This window comes from Psychromonas sp. MME1, assembly GCF_041080865.1.
Taxonomy (GTDB): Bacteria; Pseudomonadota; Gammaproteobacteria; order Enterobacterales; family Psychromonadaceae; genus Psychromonas.
Window position 1 is genome coordinate 2,247,906 of sequence record NZ_CP160906.1, and the last position, 15,348, is coordinate 2,263,253.

The following is a 15,348-nucleotide window of genomic DNA, read 5'->3' on the forward strand; positions in this document are numbered from 1 at the left end:
AACTTAGCTTACCACCGGTAAATCATCTCGACTTCCCCATTCACTCCATGAGCCATCGTAAACAGATAAATCTTGATAGCCGGCTAAAGTGGCAGCAAGGGCAAGAATACAGGCTGTCACCCCAGAACCGCAACTAAAAATAACACGCTTATTTTTAGGCGCTATTGCTTCAAATATTAAGGCTAACTGATAGGCATCCTGCATCTTTTGATCTTTAATTATATCCGCCACAGGTAAATTCTTACTATTGGGAATATGTCCAGAACGCACTCCCGCTCGAGGCTCTGCTTCCTTTGCATAAAAACGATTTGCAGAACGGGCATCAAGGATCGCTTGTTTTTCATCTTCTGTAGCCTGCAAAACTTCATCAGCATTACAGATAAGATGGCTTTGATAATTAGCCACAAAATCACCTTCAGTAATAGGATCTTTTTGCGGCCCGTTTTCAATGGCTAAATCTCGCTTTTGCCATGCAGGCAAACCGCCATCTAATACCGCAACGTTATTGAATCCCATCACTTTAAACATCCACCAAACGCGCGGGCTAGAAAAAATACCCAACGTATCGTAAATAACAATAATGCTATTTTGATTAACGCCCAAATGACGTACCGATGTTTGAAAATCAGCTGCATTTGGCATCATGTGGGGTAAATCACTATGATGAGCGCAAATTTCACGATCAAAATCAAAATAGATAGCACCGGGAATACGTGCCTCAAACCACTCTAATTTTCCATCGCGATTGGTATTGGGCATAAACCAACTCGCATCTAAAATAATTAATTCTGGATAGTGAAAATTCACTTGTAACCACTCAGCGGTCACCAATGGACTCGGTAATGTTAATACTGACATATCTATTCCTTACAAAGCCAATGACATTGGCTTATAAACTTTTATCTAAACTGTGCTTATTATATTGCAAAATTCGCAACATAACATTGCCAATATATCATTTTGCGCAACAACACTTATGCGCTATAGTTAGCGTCGAAAATTAAAGTCTACCTTAAAAAAGGATTTTAGACTCGTATTGTCCCTTATTTGTCAATTTTTGGAGTGTCACCACATGGCTAACTATTTTAATACTCTTCCTCTACGTGAAAAACTAAACCAACTAGGTCAATGTCGTTTTATGGATCGCAGCGAATTTGCTGACGGCTGTGAAGCATTAAAAGGTAAAAAAGTAGTGATCATCGGTTGTGGTGCTCAAGGTCTAAACCAAGGTTTAAACATGCGTGACTCAGGCCTTGATGTTTCTTACACATTACGTGCAGAAGCGATCGCAGAAAAACGCCAATCTTGGAAAAATGCAACGGAAAATGGTTTCACTGTAGGTACTTACGAAGAGTTAATCCCACAAGCCGATCTTCTATGTAACCTAACACCTGACAAGCAGCATACAGCTGTAGTTGGCGCGGTTATGCCTCTGATGAAAGACGGTGCGACACTCGCTTACTCACACGGTTTCAATATCGTTGAAGAAGGCATGCAAGTGCGTAAAGATATCACTGTTATCATGTGCGCACCAAAATGCCCAGGTACTGAAGTACGTGAAGAATACAAGCGTGGTTTCGGTGTACCAACACTGATCGCGGTTCATCCAGAAAATGATCCACAGGGCCAAGGTCTTGCATGGGCAAAAGCATATGCATCTGCAACTGGTGGTGACCGCGCTGGTGTCTTAATGTCTTCTTTCATCGCAGAAGTTAAATCAGACCTAATGGGCGAGCAAACTATCCTATGTGGTATGTTACAAACTGGCGCAATCTTAGGCTTTGAAAAAATGGTTGCGGACGGTTTAGAGCCAGCTTACGCATCTAAATTAATCCAATACGGTTGGGAAACAGTTACTGAAGGTCTAAAATATGGTGGCATCACCAACATGATGGATCGTCTATCTAACCCAGCTAAAATCAAAGCATTTGATATGTCTTTAGAGCTTAAAGATATTCTACGCCCACTATTTAACAAGCACATGGATGACATCATTGAAGGCGAATTCTCTAAAACAATGATGGAAGACTGGGCTAACGATGACGTAAACCTACTTAAATGGCGCGCAGCAACGGCTGAAACAGGCTTTGAAAAACAACCAGCTGGCGACATGGAGATTGGCGAGCAAGAGTTCTACGACCACGGTATCTTCTTAGTAGCGATGATCAAAGCGGGTGTTGAGCTTGCATTTGAAGCGATGACTGCATCTGGCATTATCGATGAGTCTGCATACTACGAGTCACTACATGAAACACCGTTAATTGCGAATACCATTGCACGTAAGAAACTTTACGAAATGAACGTTGTTATCTCTGATACAGCTGAATACGGTTGTTACCTGTTCGACCATGCTGCTAAACCACTACTTGCTGATTTCGTTAAAGCGATGAGCCCACAATTCTTAGGCTCAGCACTACAAGTTAAATCTAACTCTGTAGATAACGCGCGTTTAATTGAAGTTAATGAAGCTATCCGTACTCATCCAGTAGAAATTATTGGTAAGAAACTACGTGGTTACATGAAAGATATGAAAACGATTGTTTCTGCATCTTAATAAAGCCAATCGCTAGCACATCATCAAGCCAAGGTATTTACCTTGGCTTTTTTGTCTATTAAGAAAAGGTCGGTAACAGATCTCGAATACCATTAATAAACATTTGTACGGACATAATTAACAATAACATCCCCATTAAACGCTCTAATGCAGTCAAGCCTTTCACCTTTAAAATTTTGTAGAGTTTAGTCGACGAAAGCATTATTACCGCAGAGGCAATCCAAGCCAAAAACAGCGAAATAAACAGTGCACCGGAATGGTCAGCATTGGTTTTTGCTAATACTAATAATGTCGCCAACGCAGCAGGCCCAGCAATCATAGGCAATGCAATAGGGACGACCAAGGGCTCATCACCAACTTTAGTGGCAAACATATCTCCCCCATGCGGACTTGGAAAAATCATCTTTAATGAGATCACGAAAAATATAATCCCACCTGCAATCGTGATTGCCTGTGTTTCGAGATGGAATAGACTTAAAAATTGTTCGCCAAAAAACAAGAAAACAACCAAAATTAAAAAGCCAATTAGCATTTCTCGCACAATGATCTGAGTATGCCTTTGCTTATCAATATTCTTTAGAATGCTTAAAAGTAAAGGGACATTACCAAAGGGATCGAGAATAAAAAATATGAGTACTGCTGTTGAGAAGATCGGAAAAGTTGTCTCCATTCGCCACCATCCTTGTCAATAAATAATATTTCAAAACGTATTGATTACTGAAATCGGCAATACGATATAGCTATTTGATTTGAATATACAGTTTTATTATTTAAAAAATTCACACGCTGAACAATAGAAATGATTAACAGTAAAACATGGAGGTTTGATCAATAGGAGGACGGAGATATTAGGAAGGCTAGAAAAAACAAGGAGGTTAAACCTCCTTGTTTACATTAATGCTGTTTAATTACACTTACTGACCATTAATTCACCACCATCATTATTCGCATTGATACGGAAACTATAAACATAATCTCCAGCTACAGGGATAGTAATTGCTGACTCGGTACCAGGTCCTGAAGCTATAGTCATGTTTTGTTCACTGGCAATAACAACGGGAGCCGAATTGGCTACGGCAAACTCAGAACTCCAATCACCTGCTGCAAATTTAAATGAAAATGCAGTAGGGACACTCTCATTAACCACTACTTGATAGATATTATCTCCCTTGTAGCTAAATTTATGACTATCTGGTGTCGCATCGAAACCATCGGGAGTATAAGTACCACGGATCCACATCTCTTTACCTAAAGGTCCAACTTCATCCTCATCGGCGGCATTACAATCTGCCAATGGCCCCGTTCCAACTAGATTATCGCCATCCCCCACATTTGGCCCTTCAGCACTTGGAGTGACAATATCTAAAAAGCGAGCCTGTAGTGGTGCTAATGTCACGGAATATTCATCGCTAACAGACTTGATGACTTCTGCCGTTTGCAAATCCACCAAATCACCCTCACTACCCGATTGAGCAGCAGTAAATGTCACTGTTTTGTCACTATTGCTCGTATTCAAAACAAACAGTACCGCATCATTACCAGCTTGTTTATGGTCAATATAAACAACAGCGTCTTGATCTGTATTAAGATGTGTACGCACACCATTATAAAGCGCTGGTTGAGTTGCACGAAGATTCATCACTTCGGTAATGTAATCGCGTAGCGATTTTTGCTCTGCATCAGCACTGAATGGAGTGTCACCGATAACAGCGGCAATACCTTCAATCTTAGCAGGTGAACGCGAAACATGGTCATCACATAATCCGGCACGCGCATTCGCACCGTTATCATTCGCACAATCCACACGATCCGCAAAACCAGCCACTTCATCACCAATCTCATCACCGTAATACATGGTGATAGGCCCAGTATAGGCGGCTAAAAGCGCATAGGCCGCTTTATGACGTTGTGAGTACTCCGTTGTACCTGGCTCTGCAATATTACCGCGCTGTAATAAGTCACCAAAACGGACTAAATCGTGATTAGTTAAAAAGCCATTCGGCGCCGCAAAATCAGGATAAACAATATGCGTAGCGTAACCAGCAGCTAAGTTAGTCGCATCACGCCCACCCGCACCACTCTCTTCTACAGCTAAGGTTTGTGTAATGCTATAACGCATTGGGAAATCGAAGTTCGAGCAAAGACCAGGCATCGCAGTATTACCATAACCATTGTTGGCAATCTCACCGGCACTACTCCATATCTCCCCGACCATATACCCCAATGGATTAACAGTCTCGCCCTTCATTGTATAGGTCACGCTCTTAGCCGCATCTTCAACCGTTTTACGTAGTTCTCCCCACGCACCAACAGGTACCTGATAGGCCTGATCTAAACGCCAACCATCAATACCAAACTCAGTGATCCAGTAACTGGCCACTTCTTTAAAAAAGGCTAAATCATTCGGATAGACCGCTTGTCGGCCAGTTGCACTTTGCCCTGGACCATTAGTCGAAACGGTCAGCCCTGTCGGTGAAGGGTAATCAGTGGCGTTGGTCTTGAAATGACCAAAAACACCATCAAGGATCACATATATACCTCGTGCATGTGCTTCGTTGACTAAGGTTTGCAATTCCGCTTTAGTACCAAATTTAGGATCCACATCAAAATAGTTAGAGGCAAAGTAACCAGTACCATCGAGACGATCTGCCCACTCATCCTGACTTGATAACTCAACGGATTGGAATATCGGCGTCATCCAGATAGCATTCATACCCAGAGACTCAATATAATCAAGTGAGTCAATCACGCCTTGGATATCACCTTTATGCTCACTGTTACCATAAGCCATGTTGTAATCAGCATTGGCATTGCCATCAACAAAGGATTCGCTCATCACTTGATAGATACGCAGTTGATTAGCTTTTTCATATAGCGTGCTATCACATGCATAGGCCTGATATTCAGGTGTTGGAGGAGTTGGGGGAGTGTCGCCACCGCCACCACCACCACAGGCTGTCAATACGGTTGTTAACGCCAGTGCTAATAAAGACTTTTCAAATTGCATTATTTCTTCCCCTGAATATAACCATTAAAAATAAAAAAATTCTCACGAGTATATGGGGGTGAAAAATCCTGTCAATATGAGCAGATGGATTTACCAGAAGCAAGGCCTTTCATTTACCTATACCGTGATCAAACCCTGACTTCTAAAAAAAATATAGTCCATATTTAAACGTCGATGAGCTATTAACCAGCGACAATTTACCACTTAAAATTCAAATGGTTACGTTTACATTTTTGATAATTAGCGCAACAAACAACATGCTAAAGCAACCACTAAAGCACGCAAAAATAGCACTACCTAGCTTGTTGTAGAAATGATTTAACGAGCGAAGGGAAAACAGCTATTGCCATGCATATCAACCACAAAAGCGAATATGCATGTGCACAGAGATAGTATTTTTCAGCTATGCGCTAATTTAAGGCCAACAATACCCGCACAAATCAACCCCAAACTCACTATTTTTAAAGCGTCAGTGGCTTCATCGAACAATATAACCCCAAAAATAGCGGTTCCAAGGGCACCAATCCCCACCCATATTGCATAGGCAGTGCCAACTGGCAATGTTTTCAGAGCAAGACCCAACAATAGAAAACTGGCAATTAACGCACCTACCGTCGCAACACTCGGCCAGAGTTTCGTAAAACCATCGGTGTACTTCAACCCAATAGCCCAACAAATTTCCAAAAGACCAGCGACAAATAAAATAACCCAACTCATAGATACCTCTTGATTAGTTTTGGGCCGTCCCCCGATGAAATAGAGCGGTGAGGTCGTCCTCACTTCAACACCGTTATCGCTCTAAAGAGAAATGCGGCAGGAGAATTTAACGATAAATATTCACACACCCCCATCCCAGCTAACCGTCCCGTCGCAAAACAGGCCGTTAAAAGATACCCTCCGGTTGGCGCTTCCCAATCAAGCATCTCACCAGCACAGAAGACGCCGGGCAATTGCGTTAACATAAAGTAGCCGTCAACACTGCTTTCGCAAACACCACCAGCACTTGAGATGGCTTGCTCAATACTTTTTACTTTATTAAAGGTGATCGGTAATTTTTTTATCGACTCAGCTAAGGATTGCGCATCTTGTAATTGATCCTTGCTGCACCTCTCGTATAACAGGGCCGCTTTAACCCCACTGATGCCTAAGCAGCGTTTTAAATATTTACTAAAAGAGTCTTTCCCCTGCTTAAGCTGCAATTTTTTAACTATCTGTTGTTCACTTAAATCGGGTAATAAATCGAGTTGCAAATGGGCTGCCCCATGGTGATTTATCGCATCACGCAAATGCTTCGAAAAAGCATAAACCAAGCTGCCTTCCATACCATCTTCGCTAACAATACATTCGCCCTTACGATATATATCCTCGCCTGCTAGGGTCTTAAAACGAAAAGCGATATTCTTAACCGGACTACCGGCATGATTTTTTTGTAAATGGTCGCTCCATTGACTATAAAAACCGCAATTAGCGCTCTGTAATGGTTGTATCTGCACATTGGCGGCAGACAACATACTTTGCCACGCTCCATCTGAACCTAATTTTGGCCAACTTGCTCCGCCCATCGCAAGCACCACGGCATCGGCATGCACAGAGACACTATCACCAGCATGGCGAAAAGATAATAGCTCACCTTTAATATCAATGAGGCGATGATTCATGTTGAAAGTGACGCCTGATTCCCGTAATCGTTTTAACCAATTCCGTAACAGCGGAGCGGCTTTCATATCGCTCGGAAATACACGTCCAGAACTACCGACAAAGGTATCAATCCCTAACCCTTTTATCCAGTGACGCAGAGCGCGTGCATCAAAGGCACTAATCGCTTTATCCAACCATTGCAACTTTTCATAATAACGTTTAATAAATTCATCATAGGGCTCAGAATGAGTGATATTCATGCCCCCGACTCCAGCCAATAAAAACTTACGGCAGGCACTTGGTTTGGCATCAAAAACTTGTACTTGATAACCAGCGGCATTAATCACTTCAGCAGCCATTAACCCCGCAGGTCCGGCTCCCACTACTACAACCACTTTTTGTTTCGTCACCGACTGCCCCGCTTAAAATATATCCTCATCTATTGAGGTATAGGGTATATGAATCAATACTTGGTTTCACTGAAAATATGAGAGCAAAACGAAATCGTCTGCATATCTCGTATTTTTATCTACATTAGGTATAATGCGCCTGCTTAATTTTGGAGTTCAGCATGTCTAATTATCACCATCGCTTTGGCGGCATTCAACGTTTATACGGCACACAAGCTATCAATAAGTTTCAACAGAGTCACGTTTGTGTAATCGGAATCGGTGGCGTTGGCTCATGGGTTGTTGAAGCCCTCGCTCGCTCTGGGATTGGTCAACTCACTTTGATTGATATGGATGATATTTGCGTCACTAATACCAATAGGCAAATACATGCGCTCGCCAATAGTATTGGTGAAACCAAAATTGAGGCGATGGCCGCTCGCTGTCGGTTAATTAACCCCGAGATTAAACTTAATTTAATCGATGATTTTATCGACAAACAGAACTGTTTTGAATACCTCTCCAGTGAATTTGATTATATCTTTGACGCCATCGATAGCATCCCAGCAAAAGTGGCACTAATTGCCCACTGTAAACGTAATAAATACCCCTTGCTTACCTGTGGTGGTGCCAGTGGACAATTAGATCCCACACAGATTCAAATTACCGATTTATCCCGCACGATTCAAGATCCGCTCGCCGCGAAAGTGCGTTCAGAGCTACGCCGCCATTTTAACTTTAGCAAAAACCCCAAACGGAAATTTCGCGTTGATTGTGTTTTTTCCACGGAGCAGTTGAGTTACCCTGATATGAATGGTGAAGTTTGTCATCAGAAATCGGAATCCGATGGTAACATGAAAATGGATTGTGCCAGTGGCTTCGGGGCATCTACCATGGTAACGGGCAGTTTTGCCTTTGTTGGCAGCGCGTTTATACTGAAAAAAATAGCCAGTAAATAAACGAGGCGCTTTAACAAATTAAAGCGCCCATGCCACTACTTACTTAAGTCTAATAATTCACGCAGTGCAACCTGACACATACTAAACTCAGGCACTTTAATCGCCAATAATGAATCTGCCATTTTATACCAACGTTGTGCCAGATTTTCATACTGCGTTTCCCAGTCATTAAAGGTTTGCTCAACATCCTCCCCTTTCATCATCGTCAACAACGTCCTCGCAATACGTTGCTGTTGCCATTCAAGGTCATCACACATCGCCTCCTTAGCCAATGATTGCCAATTATTATCAACGGGCAGTAAATTGAGCTGTTTAGCAATATCAAATAACTTCAATTTGTAAGATGCATAAAAATAGACTCTAGCTGCTAAATGGGGATCAACCTGTAGTTTTAGCGCCACAGAAATCACACTCAATAAGGCATAAAACTGCTCCGTACAGGAGATTTTTGCCGCCAAAGAAGCAGGAACAGAAGCTTCTAAAAGAGGATTAATAGCAGCAATACGATAATCAACCACATTGCCCATTAAGACTTTTTCAATATTAGCCGCCACCGATTGCAAGGGCTGTTGATATTGACGTATTAACTTACCAGTCTCTAATTCATCACGATGATTACGTATCAACCAACGCGTGCTGCGATAAATCATACTTTGCAGTTTAAAAATCATATCGTTCTGTAGGGCACAATCAACCTTATGATCTAAGGCTTCTATCTCCTGCAAAATATTGTTAAGTACAAAAATATCCCGACTAGCAATCCACGCCTTACTCAGGTCTAAAAATGAACAGCCCGAGCTAGACATAATACGATACGCAAAGGTTGGCCCCATTATATTAAAAAGAATCATTACTCACTTGTGTCGCAACAATCTCATTGATTAATGGATGCTGTTGTATCTCATTGGGATATTGCTTAACTAAGGATGCTGGAAATATTTTTTCTGCTTCACCAATAAGATAAGGATCACTGGCAATGTGAGCATCTGCTAGTTCCTGTTTCATCTCATTTTTTGCATAGGCAAGCACAACCGAAATAGTCGGGCGACTCAAACCAAGGTGTGCGCTTTTACGTTCACATAGCTTTTCATCGGAGGGAATAAACTCCAGCTCACGGTTTAATTTTCCCTTAGATTCCAATTCATTAATAAAATTACGAAACTCTTCCATACGCTTATAGCTGCCAATATGCGTCAAACTAACACACTGGGCTTGGCGATAATTATTGCAAAGCACTAAATGCGCCACATCATCGGTCATTTTTCCTAAGCAAAGATTACGCTGCTTAACCGTTAAATCCCCCTGTGAAACTAACTTATCCAGCAGAATTTTAATATTAACTTCTAAATCTGAACAATTAACGCCTGCAGCATTATCGATGGCGTCAGTAAAGCAGAGCCCCCCCATACCGGCATACTCAATTCGTGCCCGTTGTGTAAAACCTAAATTTCCACCTTCACCAATTACGGCACAGCGCAGTTGATTACCATTAATACGTAAACAATCGTTAGCCTTATCGCCAACATCAGCATGGCTTTCGTCACTACTTTTAACATAGGTGCCGATTCCCCCATTCCAGAGAAGATCAACGCGTGCTTTTAATAACAAACCAATCAGCTCCGTTGGGGAAACTTGTTTTTTATCAATATCAAAACGTTTTGCCATTTCAGGTGTAATTTTAATACTTTTAGCGCTACGTAAATAGACACCACCACCCGTAGAGAGTAGTGCCGCATTGTAATCACTCCAAGCACTACGCGGGGTATTGAATAAACGCAATCTTTCATCAAAGTTAGCTTTTAAATCAACCGGATTGGGATCAATAAATATATGTAAATGGTTAAAAGCGGCAATCAGTGAAATATATTTTGACCTGAGCATCCCATTACCAAAAACATCCCCTCCCATATCACCAATACCAACCACACTAATGGCTTGTTGCTGCACATCAACACCGCGTTCTCTGAAATGACGTTGCACACTTTTCCATGCCCCGCGTGCGGTAATTCCCATTTTTTTATGGTCATAACCATTACTGCCTCCCGAGGCAAAGGCATCATCGAGCCAAAAATTTCTTTGCTGTGCTAATTGATTCGCGATATCAGAAAAAGTTGCCGTACCTTTATCTGCCGCTACCACAAGATAGGGATCATCGCCATCATAGCGAAGCAGATCGACGGGCGGGACGACCTCACCTTGTTGAAGATTATCGGTAATATCTAATAACGCGCTGACAAACATTCGATAGCAACGAATACCTTCGGCCATAAAACTTTCTCTGTCCATATTCGTTTTTAATTTTTTCGCAACAAAGCCCCCCTTAGCACCAACCGGGACAATCACCGAGTTTTTCACTTGCTGCGCCTTTACTAAGCCAAGTACCTCGGTTCGAAAATCTTCACCACGGTCAGACCAACGTAACCCACCACGAGCCACCTTACCACCACGCAGATGAACCCCTTCAAAGCAAGGTGAATAAACAAACACCTCATAATTTAAGCGCGGAAGCGGCAGTTCGGTTAATTGGTCATGGTCAAATTTAAAGCTGATATAGGGTTTATCAATACCGCTATCTCGTTGGAAGTAGTTGCTACGCAATGTTGCCATAATAAGCTCAACATATTGACGTAAAACGCGATCTTCATTGAGATTACTGACATCATTTAGGGCCGTTAAAATCTTATCCTGCAACTTAACTTGCTTATCCAGATGGCAACTTGTCACAGGATCAAAGCGTAACTTAAATAAACGAATAATATCTTGTACTAATTGGCTATGGGCGAGCAGTGTTTTAGCAATCGCTAAATGGCTAAAACCAAAACGAATTTGTTTTAAATATTTAGCATAGGCACGTAATAAACTGACTTCACGCCAAGAAAGTCCGGCACTGAGAATGAGTTTATTAAAAGAGTCACTCTCCGCCTGACCATACCAAATTGATAAAAAGGCATCGGAAAATAGATCTCGATATGCTTCGGGATCAAAATTATCAACGAGCGAATATTTTAACGTTAAATCATACAACCAAACCGACTCTTCACCCTCCGGAGCGACTTTATAGGGATACTCTTCAGCAACTTTTAAGCCTAAGTTTTCCAAGACAGGGATAAGATCCGAAAGCAATAATGCACCATCTTGATGGAATAGTTTTAATTTTAATTCACTCTCATTAACTTCAATAGAGCGGTAAAAACGCAATGCCATTGAGCGTGTTTTATCTGCATACAATGACTCAATTCGTTCAATATCAGTCACTGCAATACGGCTACTAAAGACATATTGATAACTACTTGAAAAGGCTGACTGATACTTTTTGGCAAGCTTTATCCCCTGCTCTTCACTAAAGTGGTCAACTAAAGACTCATGTAATTGATAATCCCAAGGCTTAGTTAACTGGCACATACGATCTTCTATCGCTTGCACCTCTAACTCTTGCTTCAATGGTCCTTTTAAACGCAACAATAAACGGAGACGCGCTAAATTCGACTCGCTCATATAGATTTGAAAATCACTATCAATCACATCTAAGGTGCGGCAAATTAACTCTTCAAAAGCCAATCGAATTTTAGTGTTATAAACATCGCGAGGAACATAGAGCGTCGCAATAACAAAGAGGTGATTACCTTCGCTGCGCAAAAATAGCTTCAACTGTTTACGCTCTTGCGCATGTAAAACCACTAAAGCATTTTCTAATAGGGATTGCGTATCACACAGTAGCAGATCTTCTGCTGGATGAGTGGAAATAATTTGCGATAACTCTTTGTAATAATGGCCACCTGGACTGTAACCTGATTTTTCTAATATATGCTTTAACTTACTAGAAACGACAGGGATCAAGGATGGCGTTTCACGATATACGGATGAAGTATATAAACCAATAAAACGATAACCAGCAATTAACTGCCCCTGTTCATCGAAACGTTTAACATAAATCACATCGGGATAGGCCGCCCGATGGACCATCGCCCGCTGAGAGGCCTTGCTAAAATGCAACAAAGAGGGACGATTTAACACATCAAAGGCTTCGAATTGGAGAGTTCCGCCATAAAACCTACACGTTTAAGTAGCCCTAAACGACTCTCCTGAGAAGAAATAAGTTGCCCTTTTTCTATTACAAATTGGTCACAAGCGATAAAGGTAAAGTGATCATTTAACAACCAAGATAAAAAAGTTTGCTGCTCTTTTAAGTCAGGGATCTGTTTATTATATTTATCCGTACAACTAACCTGCACCGCATCCTTTAATGTTTGCGTTAATCTAGAGAAGTCATCAACAACTAAAACAACATCTTGCATAGCGAGTTGGATCTTAGCCGTTAACTGATCTCGTTCCACTTTTGAACTTGTTTGGTCTATCTCTAAATAGAGTAATAACTCCCCCTTTTCCTTGCCATTAAAAGAGGATAATTTACCCGTTTTCGTTCTACTGGTGGTCATTTCGCTATGAAAAACACGATGAACTTTAATATTTTGCTCGTTAATAATGAGTTTTAATGTATCAATCACGAAGGGAATATTACGGCACAACACACTAATAACAGTATGCGAGGATTGCCATTCATCTTTTTCAACATCAGGATTAAATACCAGTACCTTGGCATTATCTCCAGACCATTGCTGACATTCACGCCACAAAGAGACGGTCAGCCCTGTGAGATCTTCTGGTGACATTTGCGTTAAATCGGCAATGGTTACATCACGATAAAGTCGGCTGATAAATTGCTCTAATACCTTTTGTGTCGCCGCAGAGAAGTGCGTTTTTAAATGCGTAAAAATCTGTTTTAATATATCGCTTTTTTGATCTAATTTTGAAGAAGTCATCATTGCCCCCCATTACATAAATGCTCTTTTGTAAGACTAGAGCACAATAAAGAATTAACCATGCAACCCACGCAATAAAAATTACTTTATAGTAAATATTTGATTTGCTTCGAAATGTGAGTAAAAAAGAGCAGTGCAAAAATGCCCCTGAAAGAAATAGCCCCGAGCATCTCGGCACTCTTTTTCTTGCTGACTTTGCATTTTAAAGTGGCAGGAATATAAATATAGGATGGGTATTAGTGTTCACAATGGGGACAATGATAAAAGCGCGTAAAAGCTCCCTTTACGCGCTTCATAAAATGCGATTAGCGTGTCCTTGTCACACCATCAACATGAGTAAGTGCGGCTTGCAAGGCTAGCTCACGTGAACTGTAATTATTACTCTTGGCAATTAAATCCAAGACATTCAATTTTTCTAATTGGTCGCGCGTTTGTATATGAGGGCATAATAATAACACCTCACATTTTGCCTCTAGTGCATCTTTTATCGCATTTTCTAGTGCCAAGCCAACCGTCACATCAATCATCGGTACATCGGTTAAATCTAAAATCATCACTTGATAGTCGTCAATGGTTGCATGTTGTCGTGATATTGCTTTTGATACACTAAATATCATTGGCCCTGATAAGTAAAAAAACAGCACTTTGCCATCCGCTTTATCTAAAAGTAATCGTTCGCTAACGGTTAAAGGTAAATCGGTTTGATCGGCATCACTGATCGCTTTAACTTGCCGTTCTTGCTCTTTACTGAGCTTTTCAATAATCAAAATATTGGAAATAAAGACCCCTAACCCCACTGCGACCATCAAATCAACAAAGACGGTCAGTAGCATCACGCCATACATTATCATCATCGCAGGCAGGCTAACCTTGTGAGCTCGCTGAATAAAGCTCCAATCTAAAATATTAAAACCAACATAAACAGCAATCCCGGCCAGCACCGCCATGGGTATGGGTTCGGTTAGCCCACCCGCAACGAGCACAACCAGCGCCAGCACAAGGGCGCGCAACATACCTGAAATGGAAACGCCCCCCAACCTGTATGTTGGTGACCGTGCCCATGGTTGCCCCAGCCCCCGGTAGTGCGCCAAATAAACCAGAAATCATGTTTGCCAAACCTTGGCCACGCAACTCTTTATCAGAGTCATGCTCTTTACGCGTTAAGGAATCACCAATGACAGCTGTTAACAGGGTATCAATACAACCTAAAGTCCCCAGTACTAACGCATCGAGTACCATGGTAGTAAACATATCAGCATTAAAAGATGGCAATACCAAGGAAGGTAATCCAGCAGGTATTTCGCCAATACGACGGATACTCTCTTTATCAAATAATATCACCGACAAAAATGTAACAGCAACTAAAGTGACCAGTTGCGCGGGAACAAATTTTCGATATTTTTTAGGGAAATAAAATAGTAATAGTAAAGTAATAACACCAAGGAAAAGTTCACTAAATTTTATCTCTGATAACGTCTGCGGTAACGCAGAAAGCGTCCCTAATACTCCTCCTGCTGGCGCCGAATGTCCAAGCAATGGCGATAATTGCAGAATAATTAAAATCACACCGATACCAGACATAAATCCCGAAACAACGCTATATGGCATCAACGTTACATACTTACCGAGTTTAAGCGTGCCGAGCAATATCTGAAAAGCCCCCGCCATCATCACCACGGTAAAAGACATTGCCATGCCCGATTCTGGATATTTAGCCATCATACTGGTCAAAACGGCCGTCATAATAACCGTCATTGGGCCAGTAGGCTCTGAAATAAGGCTCGTTGAGCCACCAAAAAGAGCAGCAAAAAAACCAACCAGAATCGCCCCCCACAACCCAGCCTCCGCACCAGCGCCAGAGGCAACACCAAAGGCAAGCGCCAAGGGTAAAGAGATGATAGCGGTTGTGACGCCAGCGAAGAGATCCCCTTTCACATTAATATTATCAAAACGATGTCCAAGCACCACGGTCACTCCTGTA

10 protein-coding genes and 1 pseudogene are annotated in these 15,348 nt (G+C 41.6%); 2 read left to right on the forward strand and 9 right to left on the reverse strand.

The genetic code is table 11. The features are described from left to right. Window positions 1-3: 3 nt before the first annotated feature. Window positions 4-858 carry a 3-mercaptopyruvate sulfurtransferase gene (gene sseA, locus AB2N10_RS10260; protein ID WP_354623723.1) on the reverse strand — a complete coding sequence of 285 codons (855 nt, stop codon included), beginning with the start codon at window positions 856-858 and terminating at the stop codon, window positions 4-6. 214 nt (window positions 859-1,072) lie between these two features. Here sseA and ilvC point away from each other — a divergent pair, with 214 nt between their 5' ends. Then, window positions 1,073-2,554 (forward strand): ketol-acid reductoisomerase, encoded by a 1,482-nt coding sequence (ilvC, locus tag AB2N10_RS10265; RefSeq protein WP_354623721.1) that lies wholly within the window; start codon window positions 1,073-1,075, stop codon window positions 2,552-2,554. Window positions 2,555-2,612: 58 nt separating this feature from the next. Here ilvC and AB2N10_RS10270 read toward each other — a convergent pair whose 3' ends face one another. The 4 genes from AB2N10_RS10270 to AB2N10_RS10285 form a co-directional block, all read right to left on the reverse strand. After that, window positions 2,613-3,224 carry a MarC family protein gene (locus AB2N10_RS10270; RefSeq protein ID WP_354623719.1) on the reverse strand — a complete coding sequence of 204 codons (612 nt, stop codon included), beginning with the start codon at window positions 3,222-3,224 and terminating at the stop codon, window positions 2,613-2,615. Between the two features lie 234 nt (window positions 3,225-3,458). Then, window positions 3,459-5,561, reverse strand: a complete 2,103-nt coding sequence (locus AB2N10_RS10275) for an alpha-amylase family glycosyl hydrolase (RefSeq protein WP_369433804.1) — start codon at window positions 5,559-5,561, stop codon at window positions 3,459-3,461. Window positions 5,562-5,960: 399 nt separating this feature from the next. After that, a complete protein-coding gene (gene sugE / locus AB2N10_RS10280) occupies window positions 5,961-6,278 on the reverse strand; it encodes a quaternary ammonium compound efflux SMR transporter SugE (protein ID WP_354623715.1) in 318 nt (105 codons plus the stop codon). A gap of 59 nt (window positions 6,279-6,337) precedes the next feature. After that, window positions 6,338-7,609 carry a TIGR03862 family flavoprotein gene (locus AB2N10_RS10285; protein WP_369433805.1) on the reverse strand — a complete coding sequence of 424 codons (1,272 nt, stop codon included), beginning with the start codon at window positions 7,607-7,609 and terminating at the stop codon, window positions 6,338-6,340. A gap of 161 nt (window positions 7,610-7,770) precedes the next feature. On the opposite strand from AB2N10_RS10285, the gene tcdA reads away from it, so the two are divergent. Further along, on the forward strand, window positions 7,771-8,547 hold the full coding sequence (gene tcdA / locus AB2N10_RS10290; RefSeq protein WP_369433806.1) for a tRNA cyclic N6-threonylcarbamoyladenosine(37) synthase TcdA: 777 nt from the start codon (window positions 7,771-7,773) through the stop codon (window positions 8,545-8,547). Between the two features lie 35 nt (window positions 8,548-8,582). On the opposite strand, the gene AB2N10_RS10295 is transcribed toward tcdA, so the two are convergent. The 4 genes and pseudogenes from AB2N10_RS10295 to AB2N10_RS10310 form a co-directional block, all read right to left on the reverse strand. After that, a complete protein-coding gene (locus AB2N10_RS10295) occupies window positions 8,583-9,398 on the reverse strand; it encodes a hypothetical protein (protein ID WP_369433807.1) in 816 nt (271 codons plus the stop codon). Beyond that, on the reverse strand, window positions 9,385-12,510 hold the full coding sequence (locus tag AB2N10_RS10300; RefSeq protein WP_369433808.1) for an NAD-glutamate dehydrogenase: 3,126 nt from the start codon (window positions 12,508-12,510) through the stop codon (window positions 9,385-9,387). The genes AB2N10_RS10295 and AB2N10_RS10300 overlap by 14 nt, the downstream gene beginning before the upstream one ends. A gap of 44 nt (window positions 12,511-12,554) precedes the next feature. Further along, window positions 12,555-13,370, reverse strand: a complete 816-nt coding sequence (locus AB2N10_RS10305; protein ID WP_369433809.1) for a hypothetical protein — start codon at window positions 13,368-13,370, stop codon at window positions 12,555-12,557. A 302-nt stretch (window positions 13,371-13,672) separates the two neighbouring features. After that, window positions 13,673-15,335 (reverse strand): annotated as a pseudogene (locus AB2N10_RS10310) (SulP family inorganic anion transporter). Between the last annotated feature and the right edge of the window lie 13 nt (window positions 15,336-15,348).